The sequence below is a fragment of the Enterobacter quasimori genome, from assembly GCF_018597345.1.
GTDB lineage: Bacteria > Pseudomonadota > Gammaproteobacteria > Enterobacterales > Enterobacteriaceae > Enterobacter > Enterobacter mori.
Genome location: NZ_JAHEVU010000003.1, coordinates 525,948 through 543,647, shown reverse-complemented (window position 1 = coordinate 543,647; position 17,700 = coordinate 525,948). Strand labels below are relative to the sequence as shown.

Genomic DNA, 17,700 nt, shown 5'->3' with positions numbered 1-17,700 from the left:
CCTACGATTGCGGATGCGGCCTGATGCCCTCACCCACAGGGAGAGGGAGGACTACATTCCCTGCCCCACTTTCAGCGCCGCCGCGATATTTCTTGCGGCCATCCTGACATTCTCGCTGGCATTTTCCAGCGCATCCTCCAGTGAACAGATGGTGTAAATCACGCTAAACACGGCGTCGATACCGTGCTCATGCACCACCCCGACATCTGCCGTCAGGCTGCCCGCAATCCCGATAACCGGTTTGTTAAAGCGTTTTGCGACTTTCGCCACTCCAACGGGCACTTTACCGTGGATTGTCTGACTGTCGATGCGGCCTTCACCGGTGATCACTAAGTCAGCATCGGCGACCTGATCCGCGAGATGCAAGGCATCGGTGACGATCTCAATCCCCTGACGCAGCTGAGCGCCGCAAAAGGCGTATAGCGCGGCCCCCATTCCGCCCGCCGCACCGCCGCCGGACAGGTTCAGAACGTCGATATCCAGATCGCGGGCGATAACCTGCGCATAATGGGCAAGCGCGTTGTCCAGGGTGACAATCATCTCTGGCGTCGCCCCTTTCTGCGGGCCAAACACCGCAGTGGCCCCCTCCTCCCCGGTTAACGGGTTGGTGACATCGCAGGCAACCTCAATCCGGCACGCTTTCAGCCGTTTATCGAGACCGGTAAGGTCAATATGCGCCAGCGTGGCAAGTTCGCCGCCCCCGAGTCCGACAGGCTCCTGAGCGGCATCCAGCAATTTCGCGCCCAGCGCCTGGACCATCCCCGCGCCGCCGTCGTTGGTAGCACTGCCGCCAATGCCGATAATGATATGCTTAACGCCCGCGTCCAGCGCGTGACGGATGAGCTCGCCGGTTCCCCACGAGGTCGTTTTCAGCGGGTTGCGCTGCGAAGGTGGCACAAGCTCCAGACCGCTCGCCGCCGCCATTTCAATAAACGCGCTTTGATCGTCACCGGATAACCCGTAGAACCCTTCGACAGGCTCCCCCAGCGGACCTGTCACCGGGACATGAATGATTCGCCCCTGAGTGGCCGCAACCATCGCCTCAACGGTGCCTTCGCCCCCGTCGGCAACCGGTAATTTTATGTAGTTAGCCGAGGGAAAAATCTCGCGGAAGCCGCGTTCTATCGCTGTCGCTACCTCAAGGGCACTCAAACTTTCCTTATACGAGTCCGGTGCGATAACAATTTTCATAAGCCATCCTTACGCATAGTCATTACGTTAAGCATACACCACGTAAACGACCGCCCATGGGAGCGGTCCCAATGCGTTTATCGTACCATGCACGGACGTTTATTGTCGAATGTCCAGTCCGGGATCAAATACTGCATGGCTATCGCATCGTCGCGCGCGCCCAGACCGTGTTTCAGGTACAGTTCGTGGGCTTTCATCACCTGGTCCATATCCAGCTCAACGCCCAGACCCGGCGTGGTTGGCACCTGCACCATGCCGCCTTTGATTTCAAACGGCTGCTTAGTAAGCCGCTGATTGCCCTCCTGCCAGATCCAGTGAGTATCAATGGCGGTGATCGCGCCCGGCGCGGCAGCGGCAACGTGAGTGAACATTGCCAGCGACACGTCAAAGTGATTGTTGGAGTGCGAGCCCCAGGTCAGGCCGAACTCGTGGCACATCTGCGCCACGCGAACTGAACCCTGCATCGTCCAGAAATGCGGGTCCGCCAGAGGAATATCGACGGACTGAAGGGATAAGGTATGCCCCATCTGGCGCCAGTCGGTGGCGATCATATTGGTTGCCGTTGGCAAGCCGGTGGCGCGGCGAAACTCGGCCATCACCTCGCGCCCGGAGAAGCCCTGCTCGGCCCCACACGGATCTTCCGCGTAGGCCAGCACGCCTTTAAGCTGCTTACCAATTTTAATCGCTTCATCAAGCGACCATGCGCCGTTCGGATCCAGCGTGACGCGCGCCTGCGGGAAACGCTTTGCCAGCGCGGTAATGGCCTCCGCCTCTTCTTCCCCTGCCAGTACGCCGCCCTTCAGTTTGAAGTCGTTGAAGCCATATTTTTCGTAAGCGGCTTCGGCCAGACGCACCACCGCGTCAGGCGTCATCGCTTCATCGTGGCGAACGCGGTACCAGTCGCAGCGCTCATCCGGCTGGCTCTGGTACGGCAGCGGCGTCAGCTTGCGGTTGCCGACAAAGAACAGATAGCCCAGCATTTCCACTTCGGTGCGCTGCTGGCCGTCGCCCAGCAGGGACGCAACGTTCACGCCAAGATGCTGACCGAGCAGATCCAACATTGCCGCCTCAATACCGGTGACCACGTGGATGGTCGTACGCAGGTCGAAGGTTTGCAGCCCGCGCCCGCCCGCATCGCGGTCCGCAAAGGTGCTGCGCACGCTATTGAGAACATTTTTATATTCGCCGAGGGTTTTCCCCACCACCAGCGGAATGGCGTCCTCCAGCGTTTTGCGTATCTTTTCCCCGCCCGGAATTTCGCCCACGCCCGTATGGCCGGAATTGTCTTTGATAATCACGATATTGCGGGTAAAGAACGGCGCATGCGCGCCGCTCAAATTCATCAGCATGCTGTCATGGCCCGCAACCGGAACGATCTGCATGGAAGTGACTACAGGGGTAGAAAATGTGCTCATGGTTCAATCCTTTTATCAGTGACGTCCAAAAACAGGGCGCTTACGGTCAAATGTCCAGCCGGGGATCAGGTACTGCATCGGGCCCGCGTCGTTACGCGCGCCGCCTGGTAACCTCTTATACGCCTCGTGCGCTTTGTGGATCTGATCCCAGTCAAGCTCCACGCCCAGCCCCGGCGCATCCGCTACGGCAATGCTGCCGTTTTTGATCTCCAGCGGATTTTTCGTCAGTCGGGCTTCCCCCTCCTGCCAAATCCAGTGGGTGTCGATGGCGGTCGGGTTACCGGGCGCCGCCGCGCCAACGTGGGTAAACATCGCCAGCGAAATGTCGAAATGGTTGTTGGAGTGACAGCCCCAGGTCAGCCCCCAGTCGTCGCACAGCTGCGCCACGCGCACCGCGCCGGACAGCGTCCAGAAGTGCGGGTCAGCCAGCGGAATATCCACCGAATTGAGCATCACCGCGTGCCCCATTTCGCGCCAGTTGGTCGCGATCATGTTAGTGGCGACCGGCAGCCCGGTAGCGCGGCGGAATTCGGCCATCACTTCCCGACCAGAGAAGCCCTGTTCGGCACCGCAAGGATCTTCTGCGTAGGTCAGTACATCGCCCAGACCTTTACAGAGGGAGATGGCTTCATCCAGTAACCATGCGCCGTTCGGGTCAACGGTGATCCGCGCATCGGGGAAACGCTTTTTCAGCGCGCGGGCAGTTTCAATTTCCTGCTCGCCGGGCAGCACGCCGCCTTTCAGTTTGAAATCCTTAAAGCCGTAGCGGTCCTGCGCGGCTTCCGCCAGGCGAACTACCGCCTCGCCGGAGAGCGCCTCCTGATGGCGGAGGTGGTACCACTCATGGCTGCCCGGCGAACGTTCCAGATAGGGTAGATCGGTTTTATTCCGGTCACCTACGTAGAACAGGTAGCCCAGCACCGTGACCGCATCGCGCTGTTTGCCTGGCCCCAGCAGTTCGCAGACCGGGACATTCAGCGCCTTACCGAGCAAATCGAGCAGAGCGGCTTCCAGCGCGGCAACCGCGTTGACGCGCAGTTCAAACGTCCAGGCACCTTTCCCGAAGGTATCAAAGTCAGCGGACTGGTTACCCTTATGCACCCGCTGAACCACTTTGTTCAGACGGGCCACTTCCTGACCCTCCACCTGTGGAATAGCATCAACCAGCGTCTGGTAAATCACCTCTCCGCCCGGCGCTTCGCCAACGCCGGTATTCCCCGCGCTGTCGGTCAGTACCACGATGTTGCGGGTAAACCAGGCGTTATGCGCGCCGCCAATATTGAGCAGCATGCTGTCCTGTCCGGCCACCGGGATGACCTTCATCTCAGTGACGACAGGGCTTGATTGCGTTGTCATCATCCACGCTCCCCTACAGGTTTAAGTTCGACGCGTTTGATATCGCCGACCAGCACCAGGTAACTCAGCACCGCCACCAGCGCATGCACCCCTACGTAAATCAGCGCACCGTTGAAGGAGCCGGTGGTACCGACGATGTAGCCGATAGCGATTGGCGTAACAATCCCCGAAATATTGCCGAACATGTTGAACAGACCGCCGCTCAGGCCGCTGATCTCTTTTGGCGCGGTATCCGCCATCACCGCCCAGCCCAGCGCACCAATGCCTTTGCCGAAGAAGGCCATCGCCATAAAGCCGATAATCATCCACTCAGCGCTTACGTAGTTACAGAACACCATGGTCATGGAGAGCAGCATCCCGAGTACAATCGGCGTTTTACGCGCGATGTTCAGTGACCCCGTGCGGCGCATCAGCCAGTCGGAAATCACCCCGCCGAGCACTCCCCCCACGAAGCCGCAGATGGCCGGGACCGAGGCGACAAACCCCGCTTTCAGAATCGACATACCGCGCGCCTGTACCAGATAAACCGGGAACCAGGTGATGAAGAAGTAAGTTAAGGCGTTGATGCAATACTGGCCCAGATAGATACCGATCATCATGCGCGAGCCAACGAGCTGTTTGATCTGCGCCCATTTCTGGCTGAACGGGACTTTTGCCTTTGCGGATTTTTGATCCATGTTGATCAGCGCGCCGCCTTCCGCAATATACTCCAGCTCCTTCTTGTTCACCCCCGGGTGTTGATTGGGTTCGTGGATCACCTTCAACCAGATAAAGCTGATGACGATCCCAAGCCCGCCCATGAAGAAGAAGACGTGTGACCAGCCCACCTCATGCGTCAGCCAGCCCATGATTGGTGCGAAGATAACCGTGGCGAAGTATTGTGCGGAGTTGAAAATCGCGACCGCGGTTCCCCTCTCCTGTGCCGGGAACCAGGCGGCCACTATACGGCTGTTGCCGGGGAAGGATGGCGCTTCCGCTAAGCCCACCAGGAAGCGCAGCGTGAAGAGCGCCACGATAATGCCGAAGCCGCTGAAGATATCGACGAAGCCCTGCAGAAGGGTAAAGGCCGACCAGATAAAGATGGACCAGAAATAGACCCGTTTAGAGCCAAAGCGGTCGAGCAGCCAGCCGCCAGGAATTTGGCCGATGACATAGGCCCATGAAAATGCGGAGAAAACATACCCCATACCCACGGGATCGAGCCCGATATCTTTCGCCATTTCAGAACCGGCAATCGACAGCGTGGCGCGGTCACCGTAGTTAAAGGACGTGACGATAAACAGCATCACCACTATCCAGTAGCGAGCGTTAGTGCGCTTCTCAGCGCCGCTCGCCGCGTGGCTTAATGTACTCATTGTTGCACTCCTGAAACATAGCTTTCGCCTGGTTCATTCTGTACAGCACCTGTAGGGTAATCAGAATGAGAGATAAGTGTTCGGCAGTTTTGGTACGGCTGAAGGCCGTTTTATGGTGAAGCGCTGCCTTATTGGGTAACTGACGGGAAAAGTATATGAAGGAGTGGTGCTCTTCCTCACCGTGCATCGACACAACATTGAAGGGAGAGTGAGACGTGGTTTGGGGCATAAGCCCAAAGCAGTGGAAGATGGTTCACGGAATTTAGGTTTTCGTGCGGCTTTGTTGCCGGGTGGCGGCTTCGCCTGACCCGGCCTACAAACGACAAAACTAGTTAAGCAGCGTTGCCCAGTGCTCGACCCACGGGTTTGATTCGCTTTCTGGCTCCGGGTGTTCGCCTGCGTCAATCAGCAGCATCTCGCCGACGCGCTGGGCGCTCTGTTCCTGCAGGAGCGCATCGAACTGCTTGCCGCCGCCGCAGAAGTTGGCGTAAGAGCTGTCGCCCAGGGCAATGATGCCGTAGTGCACGTTCGGCTGATAGCCAAGCTGGTCTTTAATGCCCTGGAACAGCGGCACGATGCTGTCCGGCAGATCGCCCTGCCCGGTGGTGGAGGTCACCACCAGAATGTATTTATCTTGATACTTTTCCCAGTCTGCCAGCTCCGGGTCTTCATAGACCGTGGCTTTATGGCCCTGGCCGGCGAGTATTGCCTCAGCCTCTTCCGCTACCAGCAGCGAGTTGCCGTACATTGTCCCGACAAAAATGCCTACTTCAGCCATGCTTTGCTCCCTTAATTATTGCGCTTGCTGTTCATCCTGAACGTTGCCCGATACAAACTCAACCCTTTCATTTTCGGGGAGTTGTCCCAGCCAGCCAAACTGTGACAGCGCCTGCATCCAGACCTCGTCCAGCCCCGCGCGGATAGTCAGCGGTTCGCCGGTGAACGGGTGCGTCAGGCTTAGCTCGCTGGCGTGCAGCATCAGCCGGTTACAGCCAAAGTGCTCGGCCGCGCTGCGGTTCTGGCGCAGATCGCCGTGCTTGCTGTCGCCGATAATCGGGTGGCGCAGATGTGCAAGATGGCGGCGAAGCTGGTGCTTGCGCCCGGTTTTGGGCAAAAGCTCAACCAGGCTGTAGCGCGTGGTCGGAAACTTGCTGGTCGCCACCGGCATTTCCGTCGTCGCCATGCCGCGATAATCCGTCACCGCAGGCTGCGGGCCTTTGTCATCGCGGGCAAATTTATCGGCGATTTTATCCAGTTCCTCCACCAGCGGATAATCAAGCGTGGCGGAGTCGGTCAGCCAGCCGCGCACGATCGCGTGGTAGCGTTTCTGGATCTGGTGCTGTTCAAACTGCTGCGCCAGCAGGCGCCCGGCCTCGCTGGACAGCCCCATCAGCAGTACGCCGGAGGTTGGCCTGTCGAGACGATGGGCGGTAAAAACATGCTGACCAATCTGGTCGCGAACGGTCTGCATCACCACCACTTTCTCGTCGCGATCCAGCCAGCTGCGGTGCACCAGCCAGCCTGACGGTTTATTCACCGCCACCAGCCACTCGTCCTGATAGAGGATCTCAAGCGTCATGCATCTTCACCGGCAAACAGGGCATCCAGTTTTTCCAGTTCGACCAGCATGACGTCGCGCGCAGGATGCGTCGCTTCGAGCGCCATTTCATAATAGGGAGAGACGGCAAATGCCTGCGGCAGCGGATGGCCACCGTCCAGCAGAGCGTGCATGCGCGGAATTAATACCCATTGCAGCCACTCAAAGGGAGCCAGCTTATCAAGGCAGAATGGCTGGGTACTTGCGAATGCTTCCGGCTGCGGCGCAATTTCCTGCCACAGCTGATGTTGGCGCAAAAGGGCTTCGATGGCGTGCAACTGGGCACGAACGCTATCGTGTTGCGTCATAGTCACCTCAACTGAAAAACTGAACGGCGCGCAGCATAGCATTGCAGAACGCAGAAATAAAAAAAGGGAGCACTGTAAAAACAGTGCTCCCGGTTCGTTCCGCAGCATTCCAGCTACAATTCGTGCTCCCTGCTCATCCGTGACAACTTTTCCTGATGCCCGAAGGCCTGGTCATCCGTCTACCTTTCGCATCCTGCTCACATCATCCTGACGTGATTGTTTCATCCTGAAACGTCCTGGCCATCCTGACCCACCGACCATCCTGACCGGCTCTCGTTCTCCTTCCTGGAGGTGTCCTTTACGCATCCTGCGCGATCCACTTTGCTTCTTCCTGAAGCCTTCCTGCAGCGCCATCCTGACGAGTCCTGAGTAAGAAACGCCATCATCCTGATGTTCGTTTCTCGTGTCGGCTTCCTGTCGACGGAGATAGAATCCGCTATTCCGCTTCGTCTTACAACCCACCCCGTGCGTGCTGTAAGACGTCAGAAATCCCTAAAAACGATGCAGTAAATAAGTAATCCATTGAAAAACAGCGTAATATTAATCTTAATTAAATAAGGTAATACTGAATGATCCAGCGATCTCTCACAAACCTTGTAAGAGATCTCTCACACGCGCCGTAGCATCATGGATTACAGAAGTGGCTCAAGTTGGGTGAGGAAATCCGCAAGAGAGGGGGCGAGAGACTCGCGATTGCGGGTACCGATCGTCTCTTTAACCACTTCACCTGACAGGTTGCAGACGGAGATAACGTCCAGTTCGCTGTCCAGCGTGGCAATAAAAAGCGTCGGAGAAAGCTTAAGGCGCTTTTGCGTGACCAGGTGACCAATCAGGTTTTCCTGTACACGCTGCAGATCGTCTTCGCTCCAGGTCTGCAACAGCGTCAGCGTAATATCGGCAAAGCGCGCAAGCATATCCCCTGCAAACTGCGCGGTATAAAACGCGTGAACCGCTGGTTGTACCACAATGTCCATAGCCCGTTCAACCGCATTTACATTCTGCTCGCCGGAATTCGGCTTCGGCTGCCAGATCACGTAATCGTCAAGCGAAGAGATAATGCACGGCGAGGGTACGCCATATAAATCAGCACTTTGCGGCCACGTCCCCCGCTTTTCATGCCATGCATCGCAGTAGCGGGTCGTGAAGGTCGTCAGGGCATTTGCAGTTTCGATATCCACCGATTTCTCTCTTCTTGTAAGACAGGATAAACTCAGGCCATAAGTGTACCTGTAAAGTGGCTATGAAACATGTCTTACGAAAATCATCAGGCGTTAACCGGCTTAACGCTGGGTAAATCGACCGATTACCGCGACACCTACGATGCAAGCCTTCTGCAGGGCGTGCCCCGCAGCCTGAACCGCGACCCGCTTGGATTACACGCGGACGCGCTGCCGTTTGTCGGCGGCGACATCTGGACGCTGTATGAACTCTCCTGGCTTAACGCGCGCGGGCTGCCGCAGGTCGCCGTAGGCCATGTGGAGCTGGATTACGCCAGCGTTAACCTTGTCGAGTCCAAAAGCTTCAAGCTTTATCTCAACAGTTTTAACCAGACAACATTCAACAGCTGGGAAGAGGTCCAGGCTACGCTGGAGCGGGATTTACGCGCCTGTGCGCAAGGAAACGTTGCCGTATCGCTGTATCGCCTGAATGAACTGGAAGGGCAGCCTATCGCCCACTTTAACGGTGCCTGCATTGACGATCAGGACATTGACGTTGAAAGCTATGAGTTCAGTACCGACTACCTCGAAAACGCGGCAAGCGGAAAGGTGGTTGAAGAGACGCTGGTGAGCCATCTGCTGAAGTCCAACTGTCTGATCACTCACCAGCCTGACTGGGGCTCGGTGCAGATCCAGTATCGCGGGCCAAAAATCGACCGTGAAAAATTGCTGCGCTACCTGGTGTCGTTCCGCCATCACAACGAATTCCACGAGCAGTGTGTGGAGCGCATCTTTAACGACATTATACGTTTCTGCCAGCCAGAAAAGCTGAGCGTTTATGCGCGCTACACCCGCCGTGGTGGACTGGACATCAACCCGTGGCGTACCAACACCGATTTTGTGCCTGCAACGGGCCGTCTGGTGCGTCAATAATATAAATATTTTCACAATATGCGCGGTATCTTCCGCGCTTTAGGTTGTGAAACGTCACGCGCCAGGGCTATTGTAATCAACAGGGAAAGACGATAATCGTCCCGTAAGGAGCTCACTTGATTACACATATTAGCCCGCTTGGCTCAATGGATATGTTGTCGCAGCTGGAAGTGGACATGCTTAAACGCACGGCCAGTAGCGATCTCTATCAACTGTTTCGTAACTGTTCACTTGCCGTACTGAACTCCGGAAGCCTGACCGACAACAGTAAAGAGCTGCTGTCTCGCTTCGAAAGCTTTGATATCAACGTGCTGCGCCGCGAGCGTGGCGTGAAGCTTGAAGTCATCAACCCGCCGGAAGACGCCTTTGTCGACGGGCGTATTATTCGCTCTCTGCAGGCCAACCTGTTTGCCGTGCTGCGCGACATTCTGTTCGTTAACGGGCAGATCCACAACGCTGGCCGCTTCCAGCATCTCGACCTGGAAAGCTCGGTCCATATCACCAACCTGGTGTTCTCGATTCTGCGTAACGCCCGTGCCCTGCACGTGGGCGAAGCACCGAACATGGTCGTCTGCTGGGGCGGTCACTCCATTAACGAGACCGAATACCTGTATGCGCGTCGGGTGGGCACCCAGCTTGGCCTGCGCGAGCTGAATATCTGTACCGGCTGTGGTCCGGGCGCGATGGAAGCGCCAATGAAAGGTGCCGCAGTGGGACACGCGCAGCAGCGCTATAAAGAAGGACGTTTTATCGGTATGACCGAGCCGTCCATCATCGCGGCTGAGCCGCCTAACCCGCTGGTTAACGAATTGATTATCATGCCGGATATCGAGAAACGTCTTGAGGCGTTTGTCCGTATCGCTCACGGCATTATCATCTTCCCGGGCGGCGTGGGCACGGCGGAAGAGCTGCTTTATCTTCTGGGTATTCTGATGAACCCGGCCAACAAAGATCAGGTTCTGCCGCTGATCCTGACCGGGCCAAAAGAGAGCGCCGACTACTTCCGCGTTCTGGACGAGTTTATCGTGCACACGCTGGGTGAAGCCGCGCGTCGTCACTATCGCATCATCATCGACGATGCCGCAGAAGTGGCCCGCCAGATGAAGAAAGCGATGCCATTGGTGAAAGAAAACCGTCGCGATACCGGGGATGCGTACAGCTTTAACTGGTCAATCCGCATCGCGCCGGATCTGCAGATCCCGTTTGACCCTTCGCACGAAAATATGGCGAACCTGAAACTCTACCCGGACCAGCCGGTAGAAGTCCTGGCAGCCGATCTGCGCCGCGCCTTCTCCGGCATTGTGGCGGGTAACGTGAAAGAGGTGGGGATCCGCGCCATTGAAGAATTTGGACCGTATAAGATCCACGGTGACCCGGAGATGATGCGTCGCATGGATGACATGCTGCAGGGCTTTGTCGCCCAGCACCGTATGAAGCTGCCGGGCTCGGCCTATATTCCTTGCTACGAAATCATCAAATAAGACTTCAACCTGCGCTTTTAAAGCCGGAGCCTGCCATCAGGATCCGGCTTTTTTATTACTGATGCAATTCATGGACATCATTTATGTTATTTATATCTTTAACCCATACGCAAACGATTACCTTGTTTTCGGAACCGTAAAATATCAGCCTTAATCTAAATTAACTGCCAGAAAATCCTAAAAACCCATTTCTTTACAGCGTAACCCTCCTAACTCGCGGGCCAGCCTTTCAAGCCACATGTCGTTAATGGTAGCCTTCGCGCCCGTAAATTCTCTTTGACGTTTTTTTGACAGATAAATGGTCTAAACATGCCCACATAGAGAGTGGATTATTGCAATTGGGATCAGGATCACTGAAGGATTCATAACGAAAATGTATCTTTCCGCCCGCCAATAGTTACGGGTGAAAATTATTAAAAAACCGTCACTGAACGAATTTCATATTACCGTCAGGCACTTTTTCATCGGATTTGACTAAAAAACCTGACAATTTGCTTCCTCCAGGAGATACAGATGGAAACCACTCAAACCAGCACCGTTGCTTCGATTGATTCCCGAAGTGGTTGGCGCAAAACGGATACCATGTGGATGCTTGGCCTTTACGGCACAGCAATCGGCGCTGGTGTACTGTTCCTTCCTATCAACGCAGGCGTCGGCGGTCTGATCCCGCTGATCATCATGGCTATCATCGCTTTCCCAATGACCTTCTTTGCACACCGCGGCCTGACCCGCTTCGTGCTGTCCGGTAAAAACCCGGGCGAAGACATCACTGAAGTGGTTGAAGAGCACTTTGGCGTCGGCGCAGGTAAACTGATTACCCTGCTCTACTTCTTCGCGATTTACCCAATTCTCCTGGTTTACAGCGTGGCGATCACCAACACCGTTGAAAGCTTCATGACGCACCAGCTGCAGATGACGCCACCACCGCGTGCGATTCTGTCTCTGATCCTGATCGTGGGCATGATGACCATCGTGCGCTTCGGCGAGCAGATGATTGTGAAAGCAATGAGCGTGCTGGTCTTCCCATTCGTCATTGCTCTGATGGTGCTGGCCTGCTACCTGATCCCGCAGTGGAACGGTGCCGCGCTGGAAACTCTCTCCCTGAGCAGCGCATCCGCAACCGGTAACGGCCTGCTGATGACCCTCTGGCTGGCGATTCCGGTGATGGTGTTCTCTTTCAACCACTCTCCGATCATCTCTTCTTTCGCTGTTGCGAAACGTGAAGAGTACGGCAATGGCGCAGAGAAGAAGTGCTCCAGCATCCTGGCACGTGCTCACGTGATGATGGTACTGACCGTGATGTTCTTCGTGTTCAGCTGCGTACTGAGCCTCTCCCCGGGGGATCTGGCGGCAGCGAAAGAGCAGAACATCTCTATTCTGTCTTACCTGGCGAACCACTTTAACGCACCGGTCATTGCGTGGATGGCACCTATCATCGCGATTATCGCTATCACCAAATCCTTCCTGGGCCACTACCTGGGCGCACGTGAAGGCTTCAACGGTATGGTGATTAAATCTCTGCGCGGTAAAGGCAAGAGCATTGAAATCAACAAGCTGAACAAAATCACTGCGCTGTTCATGCTGCTCACCACCTGGGCAGTAGCCACCCTGAACCCAAGCATCCTGGGCATGATTGAAACCCTGGGCGGCCCGGTTATCGCGATGATTCTGTTCCTTATGCCAATGTACGCGATTCAGAAAGTCCCTGCGATGCGTAAATACAGTGGCCATATCAGCAACGTATTCGTTGTGATTATGGGCCTGATTGCCATCTCCGCCATTTTCTACTCGCTGTTCAGCTAATACCTCCTGCGCCGTCCTCGGGCGGCGCACTCCTCCCCTCTGACTGATAGCAATGGACGCATCATGATTAGCGTATTCGATATTTTCAAAATCGGTATTGGTCCTTCCAGCTCTCACACCGTCGGACCAATGAAAGCCGGTAAACAATTCACGGATGACTTGATTGCACGCGGCATCTTGCACGACATCACCCGCGTGGTTGTCGATGTATACGGTTCCCTTTCCCTGACGGGTAAAGGTCACCACACCGATATCGCCATTATCATGGGACTGGCGGGAAACCTGCCGGATACCGTTGATATCGACGCGATCCCTGGCTTCATCCAGGACGTGAACACCCACGGGCGCCTGCTGCTGGCGAACGGCGAGCATGAGGTTGAATTCCCGGTTGACCACTGCATGAATTTCCATGCGGACAACCTGTCGCTGCACGAAAACGGCATGCGCATTACCGCGCTCGCGGGCGACAAAGCGGTATACAGCCAGACGTATTACTCTATCGGCGGCGGTTTTATCGTCGACGAAGACCACTTTGGTCAAACCAACAATTCCGCTGTTGACGTGCCTTATCCGTACAAAAACGCGGCGGATTTGCAGCGTCACTGCCAGGAGACGGGCCTGTCCCTTTCCGGCCTGATGATGAAAAACGAACTGGCGCTGCACAGCAAAGAAGAGCTGGAACAGCACTTTGCAAACGTCTGGGACGTGATGCGCGGCGGTATCGAGCGCGGGATCACCACTGAAGGCGTCCTGCCAGGTAAACTGCGCGTACCGCGCCGTGCGGCAGCGCTGCGCCGTATGCTGGTGAGCACCGACAAAACCACGACTGACCCGATGGCCGTGGTGGACTGGATCAACATGTTCGCGCTGGCGGTAAACGAAGAGAATGCCGCGGGCGGCCGCGTTGTTACCGCACCAACAAACGGTGCGTGCGGTATCGTTCCGGCGGTGCTGGCGTACTACGACAAGTTCATCCGTGAGGTGAACGCGAACTCACTGGCGCGCTACCTGCTGGTCGCCAGTGCGATTGGTTCACTGTACAAAATGAACGCCTCCATTTCCGGTGCGGAAGTGGGCTGTCAGGGTGAAGTCGGCGTGGCGTGCTCCATGGCGGCAGCGGGTCTGGCCGAGCTGCTCGGCGCAAGCCCGGCGCAGGTGTGCATCGCGGCGGAAATCGGTATGGAACATAACCTGGGGCTGACCTGCGACCCGGTCGCCGGACAGGTGCAGGTACCGTGCATCGAACGTAACGCGATTGCCTCCGTGAAGGCGGTGAACGCGGCACGTATGGCGCTGCGCCGCACCAGCGAACCGCGCGTCTGCCTCGATAAGGTTATCGAAACCATGTACGAAACGGGTAAAGATATGAACGCTAAATATCGCGAGACCTCCCGCGGTGGCCTGGCGATGAAGATCGTGACCTGCGATTAAGCCTCTCAGGAAGCCTCGTTTTGCGAGGCTTCTTCCTGTTTTCCCCACCATTCATAGTTTCATGCTGCTGACAGTGTTACCCTTCACGCATTAGATAGAAGGGAGATTATCTGTGGCCGTTCATTTACTTATCGTCGATGCGCTCAACCTGATTCGCCGTATCCATGCGGTGCAGGGGACGCCCTGTAAAGACACCTGCCTGCACGCGCTGGAACAGCTTATCCGCCACAGTGAACCCACCCACGCGGTCGCGGTATTTGATGACGAAGCCCGCAACACGGGCTGGCGACACCAGCGTCTGCCTGACTACAAAGCCGGACGCGCACCGATGCCGGACGATCTTCATGCAGAGTTACCTATGATACGCGCGGCATTTGAACAGCGCGGCGTCCCCTGCTGGGGGGCACAGGGAAATGAAGCCGACGATCTCGCGGCCACTCTGGCCGTAAAGGTGGCGAGCGCCGGGCATCAGGCCACTATCGTTTCCACTGACAAAGGCTACTGCCAGCTGCTCTCGCCGACTGTCCGCATTCGCGACTATTTTCAAAAACGCTGGCTGGACGCGCCATTTATTGCCGGCGAGTTTGGCGTCTCGCCTGAGCAACTGCCGGACTACTGGGGGCTGGCAGGCATCAGCAGCTCTAAGGTTCCGGGTGTTGCCGGTATTGGGCCGAAGAGCGCCGCGCAGCTGCTAACGGATTTTCAAAGTCTGGAAGGGATTTACGCCCGTCTGGATGAGGTACCGGAAAAGTGGCGCAAGAAGCTGGAGGCGCATAAAGAGATGGCGTTTATCTGCCGGGAAATCGCAACGCTACAGACTGATTTACAGCTGGACGGGAATTTACAGCAGTTGCGGTTAGAACATTAAGATCCCCCCTCACCCCGGCCCTCTCCCCAAAGGGGCGAGGGGGAAAAGACCGCACGGAGCAGTCCCCTCTCCCCTGTGGGGAGAGGGTTAGGGTGAGGGGACTATCGCTCGTCGCGACGTCCGCCGACCGCAGCCCACCAGCGACGAATATGCACCGTCACCTCTTCACGGTCGTGATACAGCTGACGCGCCTGGATCTCCACGTTAATCCCGTGCTCGTCCATCTGCTCCTGAATGTAGGCCAGGTTCTGCGATACCTCCTCATAGCGCTTTTTCATCGGCAGCTTGAGGTTGAAAATGGTCTCGCGACACCAGCCGTTTACCAGCCAGGAGGCCATCAGCGCGGCCACTTTCGCCGGTTTCTCAACCATGTCGCACACCATCCATGAGATGTTGTTACGGTTTGGGCGATAGCGGAAGCCGTCTTCACGCAGCCAGGTGACCTGCCCGGTGTCCATCAGGCTTTGCGCCATTGGGCCGTTATCAACGGACGATACCCACATGTTGCGTTTCACCAGCTGATAGGTCCAGCCGCCCGGGCACGCGCCGAGATCGACGGCGTACATGCCGTTCGCCAGACGCTCATCCCACTCATCCGCCGGAATAAAGACGTGGAACGCCTCTTCGAGCTTGAGCGTGGAACGGCTTGGCGCATCGGCCGGGAAGCGCAAACGCGGGATGCCCATAAAGAAAGGAGAGTTGTTGGTGGTGTACGAATAGCCCGTATAGCAGCAGCCCGGTGCGATAAAGAAGATATGCACCACCGGACGCTTCGGCGTTTCGTAGTTCGTCAGCACGCCCGCATCACGCAGCGCCGCGCGCAGCGGAACGGTGAACTTACGGCAGAACTTCATCAGCTCTTTACTTTCGTTGGTATCCGCCACTTCAACGCGCAGATCGCCGCCCTTCTCCACCACGCCCTGAAGCATGCCGACAATCGGCGTGATGCGGTCTTCCGGCGGCAGATCTTTCAGCAGCTCGCCCGCAACAAACATCTGACGCGCGAAGATCAGCGAGCTGAACGGCAGCTCGCGTGCCAGCTTGTCGGCGTCTTCAGGCTGATAGCACTCGAATACCACATAGCCTGCGTTCTCTTTTACGCGGGCAAAACCGAAGACTTCGCGCTTCGCGGCTTTATCCGTAATTTCCGCGGCGCACTCTTTCTCAAACCCCGGGCGACAATATAAAACAACCTTATTCATGAACAACGCCCTTGCGTTTCAGACGGATAGCTCCGATAAACATTAATACCCATCCCGCCAGGAAGCTGACGCCGCCGACAGGAGTAACAAACGCCCACAGGCGCAAATGAGAGAGTGCAAGGCAGTACAGGCTACCGCTGAACAACACGGTACCCAGCGCCATAAACACGCTACTCCAGTAAAACCAGATGCTGATGCGGCGCTGCATTGCCACCGCCAGCCCAAAGATTGCCAGGGTGTGAAACGCCTGATATTCAAGGCCGGTCTGGATCCAGCCCATCTCTACCACCCCTAAAGTTTTGCTTAACACATGCGCGCCAAAAGCACCCAGTGCCACAAAAATAAAGCCACTCACCGCGGCAAAAATCAGCATGAATCGGCTGGTCATGTTTCAGTCCTAAAGTGATGCGTGCACAGCACACAAAAGTTATTGTTCATACCTGAAGCGGAATTTTTCTTGCTCGTTTGCCGCTTTAGACAGGATCCACTGTCGGAAGGCGGCTATTTTACCCAGTTCTGCCTGACTGTCATGACAAACCAGATAAAACGCATTCTTGCTGACCAGAACATCATTAAACGGGCAGACCAGACGGCCGGCCTCAATTTCGGACTGTGCCATCACGTTGTTCGCCAACGCGATGCCCTGCCCGTGAATAGCAGCCTGTAACACCATCGCGCTGTGGCTAAAAATGGGTCCCTGCTGCACATTTATATGGTTAAGACCTAATTGGCGGGTATAAGTTTGCCAGTCACGGCGAGAAGCATCATGCAAAAGCGTATGTTGCGCCAAATCAGCGGGCGTTTTCAGCGCCTTGTCACCTGTCAGCAACAGCGGCGAACAAACAGGCAGCAGATATTCTGCGTATAATTTTTCAACACGCAAGCCCGGCCAGTTGCCGCGACCATAAAAAATGGCGACATCCACATCGTCAGCCAATTTGTCTTCCTGACGATCCACGGCCTGGATTCGAACGTCGATTCCCGGATAAGCTGAGTTAAAGCTTGAGAGTCTTGGCACCAGCCACTGAATGGCAAAACTGGGCAATAAACTGACCGTCAGCGCGCCTTTGGCACTCCTGGCCTGCAGTTTCCGCGTAGCTTCCGTCAGTTGGGAAAAAATCTCTTTAATATCCTGAAAATAGCTCTGACCTTCTTCAGTCAGAAGCAAGGAGCGGTTGCGTCGACGGAACAGCTTAAGCCCCAGAAAATCCTCCAGGGACTTGATTTGATGACTTACTGCGGCCTGAGTCACAAAAAGCTCATCTGCCGCTCGGGTGAAACTCAGGTGACGTGCTGCTGCATCAAAAACACGTAATGCATTTAGAGGTGGCAATCGCTTCGACATGGTTATCTGGCTTAGATGTTAACAAGATTTAACATATAGGAAACAACGTTTAACCTATTAGTTTTTTTTATCTGAGCCATTATAATTTGTCCGTTGAGGAACTACCAGCAAATACCTATAGTGGCGGCACTTCCTGAGCCGGAACGAAAAGTTTTTTTGGAATGCGTGTTCTGAAGGGCTTTTGGCTTACGGTTGTGATGTTGTGTTGTTGTGTTTGCAATTGGTCTGCGATTCAGACCACGGTAGCAACGCTACCAA

At 55.9% G+C, this 17,700-nt stretch carries 16 protein-coding genes; 5 read left to right on the top strand and 11 right to left on the bottom strand.

The window, feature by feature from the left end; translation table 11 throughout:
• Nucleotides 1-51 precede the first annotated feature (51 nt).
• The 8 genes from KK102_RS14670 to syd form a co-directional block, all read right to left on the bottom strand.
• Nucleotides 52-1,191, bottom strand: coding sequence for a glycerate kinase (locus KK102_RS14670; RefSeq protein WP_216357887.1), 1,140 nt, complete (start codon nucleotides 1,189-1,191; stop codon nucleotides 52-54).
• A gap of 77 nt (nucleotides 1,192-1,268) precedes the next feature.
• Nucleotides 1,269-2,606, bottom strand: coding sequence for a glucarate dehydratase (gene gudD / locus KK102_RS14665; RefSeq protein ID WP_126544897.1), 1,338 nt, complete (start codon nucleotides 2,604-2,606; stop codon nucleotides 1,269-1,271).
• 15 nt (nucleotides 2,607-2,621) lie between these two features.
• Nucleotides 2,622-3,962: an enolase C-terminal domain-like protein gene (locus KK102_RS14660; RefSeq protein WP_126545025.1), complete on the bottom strand. Its 1,341-nt coding sequence runs from the start codon at nucleotides 3,960-3,962 to the stop codon at nucleotides 2,622-2,624.
• Nucleotides 3,962-5,317: a galactarate/glucarate/glycerate transporter GudP gene (gene gudP / locus KK102_RS14655; RefSeq protein ID WP_126544898.1), complete on the bottom strand. Its 1,356-nt coding sequence runs from the start codon at nucleotides 5,315-5,317 to the stop codon at nucleotides 3,962-3,964. The genes KK102_RS14660 and gudP overlap by 1 nt, the downstream gene beginning before the upstream one ends.
• Nucleotides 5,318-5,645: 328 nt before the next feature.
• On the bottom strand, nucleotides 5,646-6,095 hold the full coding sequence (locus tag KK102_RS14650; RefSeq protein ID WP_126544900.1) for a flavodoxin: 450 nt from the start codon (nucleotides 6,093-6,095) through the stop codon (nucleotides 5,646-5,648).
• 15 nt (nucleotides 6,096-6,110) lie between these two features.
• A complete protein-coding gene (truC, locus tag KK102_RS14645) occupies nucleotides 6,111-6,896 on the bottom strand; it encodes a tRNA pseudouridine(65) synthase TruC (protein WP_126544901.1) in 786 nt (261 codons plus the stop codon).
• Entirely contained in the window at nucleotides 6,893-7,222 is a 330-nt protein-coding gene (locus KK102_RS14640; RefSeq protein WP_126544902.1) for a YqcC family protein, read from the bottom strand. The genes truC and KK102_RS14640 overlap by 4 nt, the downstream gene beginning before the upstream one ends.
• A gap of 632 nt (nucleotides 7,223-7,854) precedes the next feature.
• Nucleotides 7,855-8,400 (bottom strand): SecY-interacting protein, encoded by a 546-nt coding sequence (gene syd, locus KK102_RS14635; protein WP_126544903.1) that lies wholly within the window; start codon nucleotides 8,398-8,400, stop codon nucleotides 7,855-7,857.
• Between the two features lie 69 nt (nucleotides 8,401-8,469).
• On the opposite strand from syd, the gene queF reads away from it, so the two are divergent.
• From queF to xni, 5 genes are all read left to right on the top strand, one after another.
• Nucleotides 8,470-9,312, top strand: a complete 843-nt coding sequence (gene queF / locus KK102_RS14630) for an NADPH-dependent 7-cyano-7-deazaguanine reductase QueF (RefSeq protein ID WP_126544904.1) — start codon at nucleotides 8,470-8,472, stop codon at nucleotides 9,310-9,312.
• Between the two features lie 116 nt (nucleotides 9,313-9,428).
• The gene (gene ppnN, locus KK102_RS14625) at nucleotides 9,429-10,793 is read left to right on the top strand and encodes a nucleotide 5'-monophosphate nucleosidase PpnN (RefSeq protein WP_216357886.1); all 1,365 of its coding nucleotides are present in this window, start codon (nucleotides 9,429-9,431) and stop codon (nucleotides 10,791-10,793) included.
• 513 nt (nucleotides 10,794-11,306) lie between these two features.
• Nucleotides 11,307-12,596 (top strand): HAAAP family serine/threonine permease, encoded by a 1,290-nt coding sequence (locus KK102_RS14620; protein WP_126544905.1) that lies wholly within the window; start codon nucleotides 11,307-11,309, stop codon nucleotides 12,594-12,596.
• Nucleotides 12,597-12,659: 63 nt separating this feature from the next.
• A complete protein-coding gene (locus tag KK102_RS14615; protein WP_126544906.1) occupies nucleotides 12,660-14,027 on the top strand; it encodes an L-serine ammonia-lyase in 1,368 nt (455 codons plus the stop codon).
• A gap of 112 nt (nucleotides 14,028-14,139) precedes the next feature.
• A complete protein-coding gene (xni, locus tag KK102_RS14610) occupies nucleotides 14,140-14,895 on the top strand; it encodes a flap endonuclease Xni (protein WP_216357885.1) in 756 nt (251 codons plus the stop codon).
• A 101-nt stretch (nucleotides 14,896-14,996) separates the two neighbouring features.
• On the opposite strand, the gene rlmM is transcribed toward xni, so the two are convergent.
• Genes rlmM through gcvA form a run of 3 tightly spaced genes read right to left on the bottom strand, consistent with a single transcriptional unit; the run spans nucleotide 14,997 to nucleotide 17,442 of the window.
• Nucleotides 14,997-16,097: a 23S rRNA (cytidine(2498)-2'-O)-methyltransferase RlmM gene (gene rlmM, locus KK102_RS14605; RefSeq protein WP_112780981.1), complete on the bottom strand. Its 1,101-nt coding sequence runs from the start codon at nucleotides 16,095-16,097 to the stop codon at nucleotides 14,997-14,999.
• The gene (locus KK102_RS14600) at nucleotides 16,090-16,485 is read right to left on the bottom strand and encodes a DUF423 domain-containing protein (RefSeq protein WP_010435099.1); all 396 of its coding nucleotides are present in this window, start codon (nucleotides 16,483-16,485) and stop codon (nucleotides 16,090-16,092) included. Before KK102_RS14600 ends, rlmM begins: the two co-directional genes overlap by 8 nt.
• A 39-nt stretch (nucleotides 16,486-16,524) precedes the next feature.
• The gene (gene gcvA, locus KK102_RS14595; protein ID WP_126544910.1) at nucleotides 16,525-17,442 is read right to left on the bottom strand and encodes a glycine cleavage system transcriptional regulator GcvA; all 918 of its coding nucleotides are present in this window, start codon (nucleotides 17,440-17,442) and stop codon (nucleotides 16,525-16,527) included.
• Nucleotides 17,443-17,700 lie beyond the last annotated feature (258 nt).

Excerpts from the sequence above, each read along its gene's own strand:
- gudD (WP_126544897.1), bottom strand. The coding sequence starts at position 2,606 with ATGAGCACATTTTCTACCCCTGTAGTCACTTCCATGCAGATCGTTCCG.
- queF (WP_126544904.1), top strand. The coding sequence starts at position 8,470 with ATGTCTTACGAAAATCATCAGGCGTTAACCGGCTTAACGCTGGGTAAA.
- KK102_RS14650 (WP_126544900.1), bottom strand. The coding sequence starts at position 6,095 with ATGGCTGAAGTAGGCATTTTTGTCGGGACAATGTACGGCAACTCGCTG.
- KK102_RS14620 (WP_126544905.1), top strand. The coding sequence starts at position 11,307 with ATGGAAACCACTCAAACCAGCACCGTTGCTTCGATTGATTCCCGAAGT.
- truC (WP_126544901.1), bottom strand. The coding sequence starts at position 6,896 with ATGACGCTTGAGATCCTCTATCAGGACGAGTGGCTGGTGGCGGTGAAT.
- KK102_RS14600 (WP_010435099.1), bottom strand. The coding sequence starts at position 16,485 with ATGACCAGCCGATTCATGCTGATTTTTGCCGCGGTGAGTGGCTTTATT.
- KK102_RS14660 (WP_126545025.1), bottom strand. The coding sequence starts at position 3,962 with ATGACAACGCAATCAAGCCCTGTCGTCACTGAGATGAAGGTCATCCCG.
- KK102_RS14640 (WP_126544902.1), bottom strand. The coding sequence starts at position 7,222 with ATGACGCAACACGATAGCGTTCGTGCCCAGTTGCACGCCATCGAAGCC.
- KK102_RS14615 (WP_126544906.1), top strand. The coding sequence starts at position 12,660 with ATGATTAGCGTATTCGATATTTTCAAAATCGGTATTGGTCCTTCCAGC.
- KK102_RS14670 (WP_216357887.1), bottom strand. The coding sequence starts at position 1,191 with ATGAAAATTGTTATCGCACCGGACTCGTATAAGGAAAGTTTGAGTGCC.
- gudP (WP_126544898.1), bottom strand. The coding sequence starts at position 5,317 with ATGAGTACATTAAGCCACGCGGCGAGCGGCGCTGAGAAGCGCACTAAC.
- gcvA (WP_126544910.1), bottom strand. The coding sequence starts at position 17,442 with ATGTCGAAGCGATTGCCACCTCTAAATGCATTACGTGTTTTTGATGCA.
- rlmM (WP_112780981.1), bottom strand. The coding sequence starts at position 16,097 with ATGAATAAGGTTGTTTTATATTGTCGCCCGGGGTTTGAGAAAGAGTGC.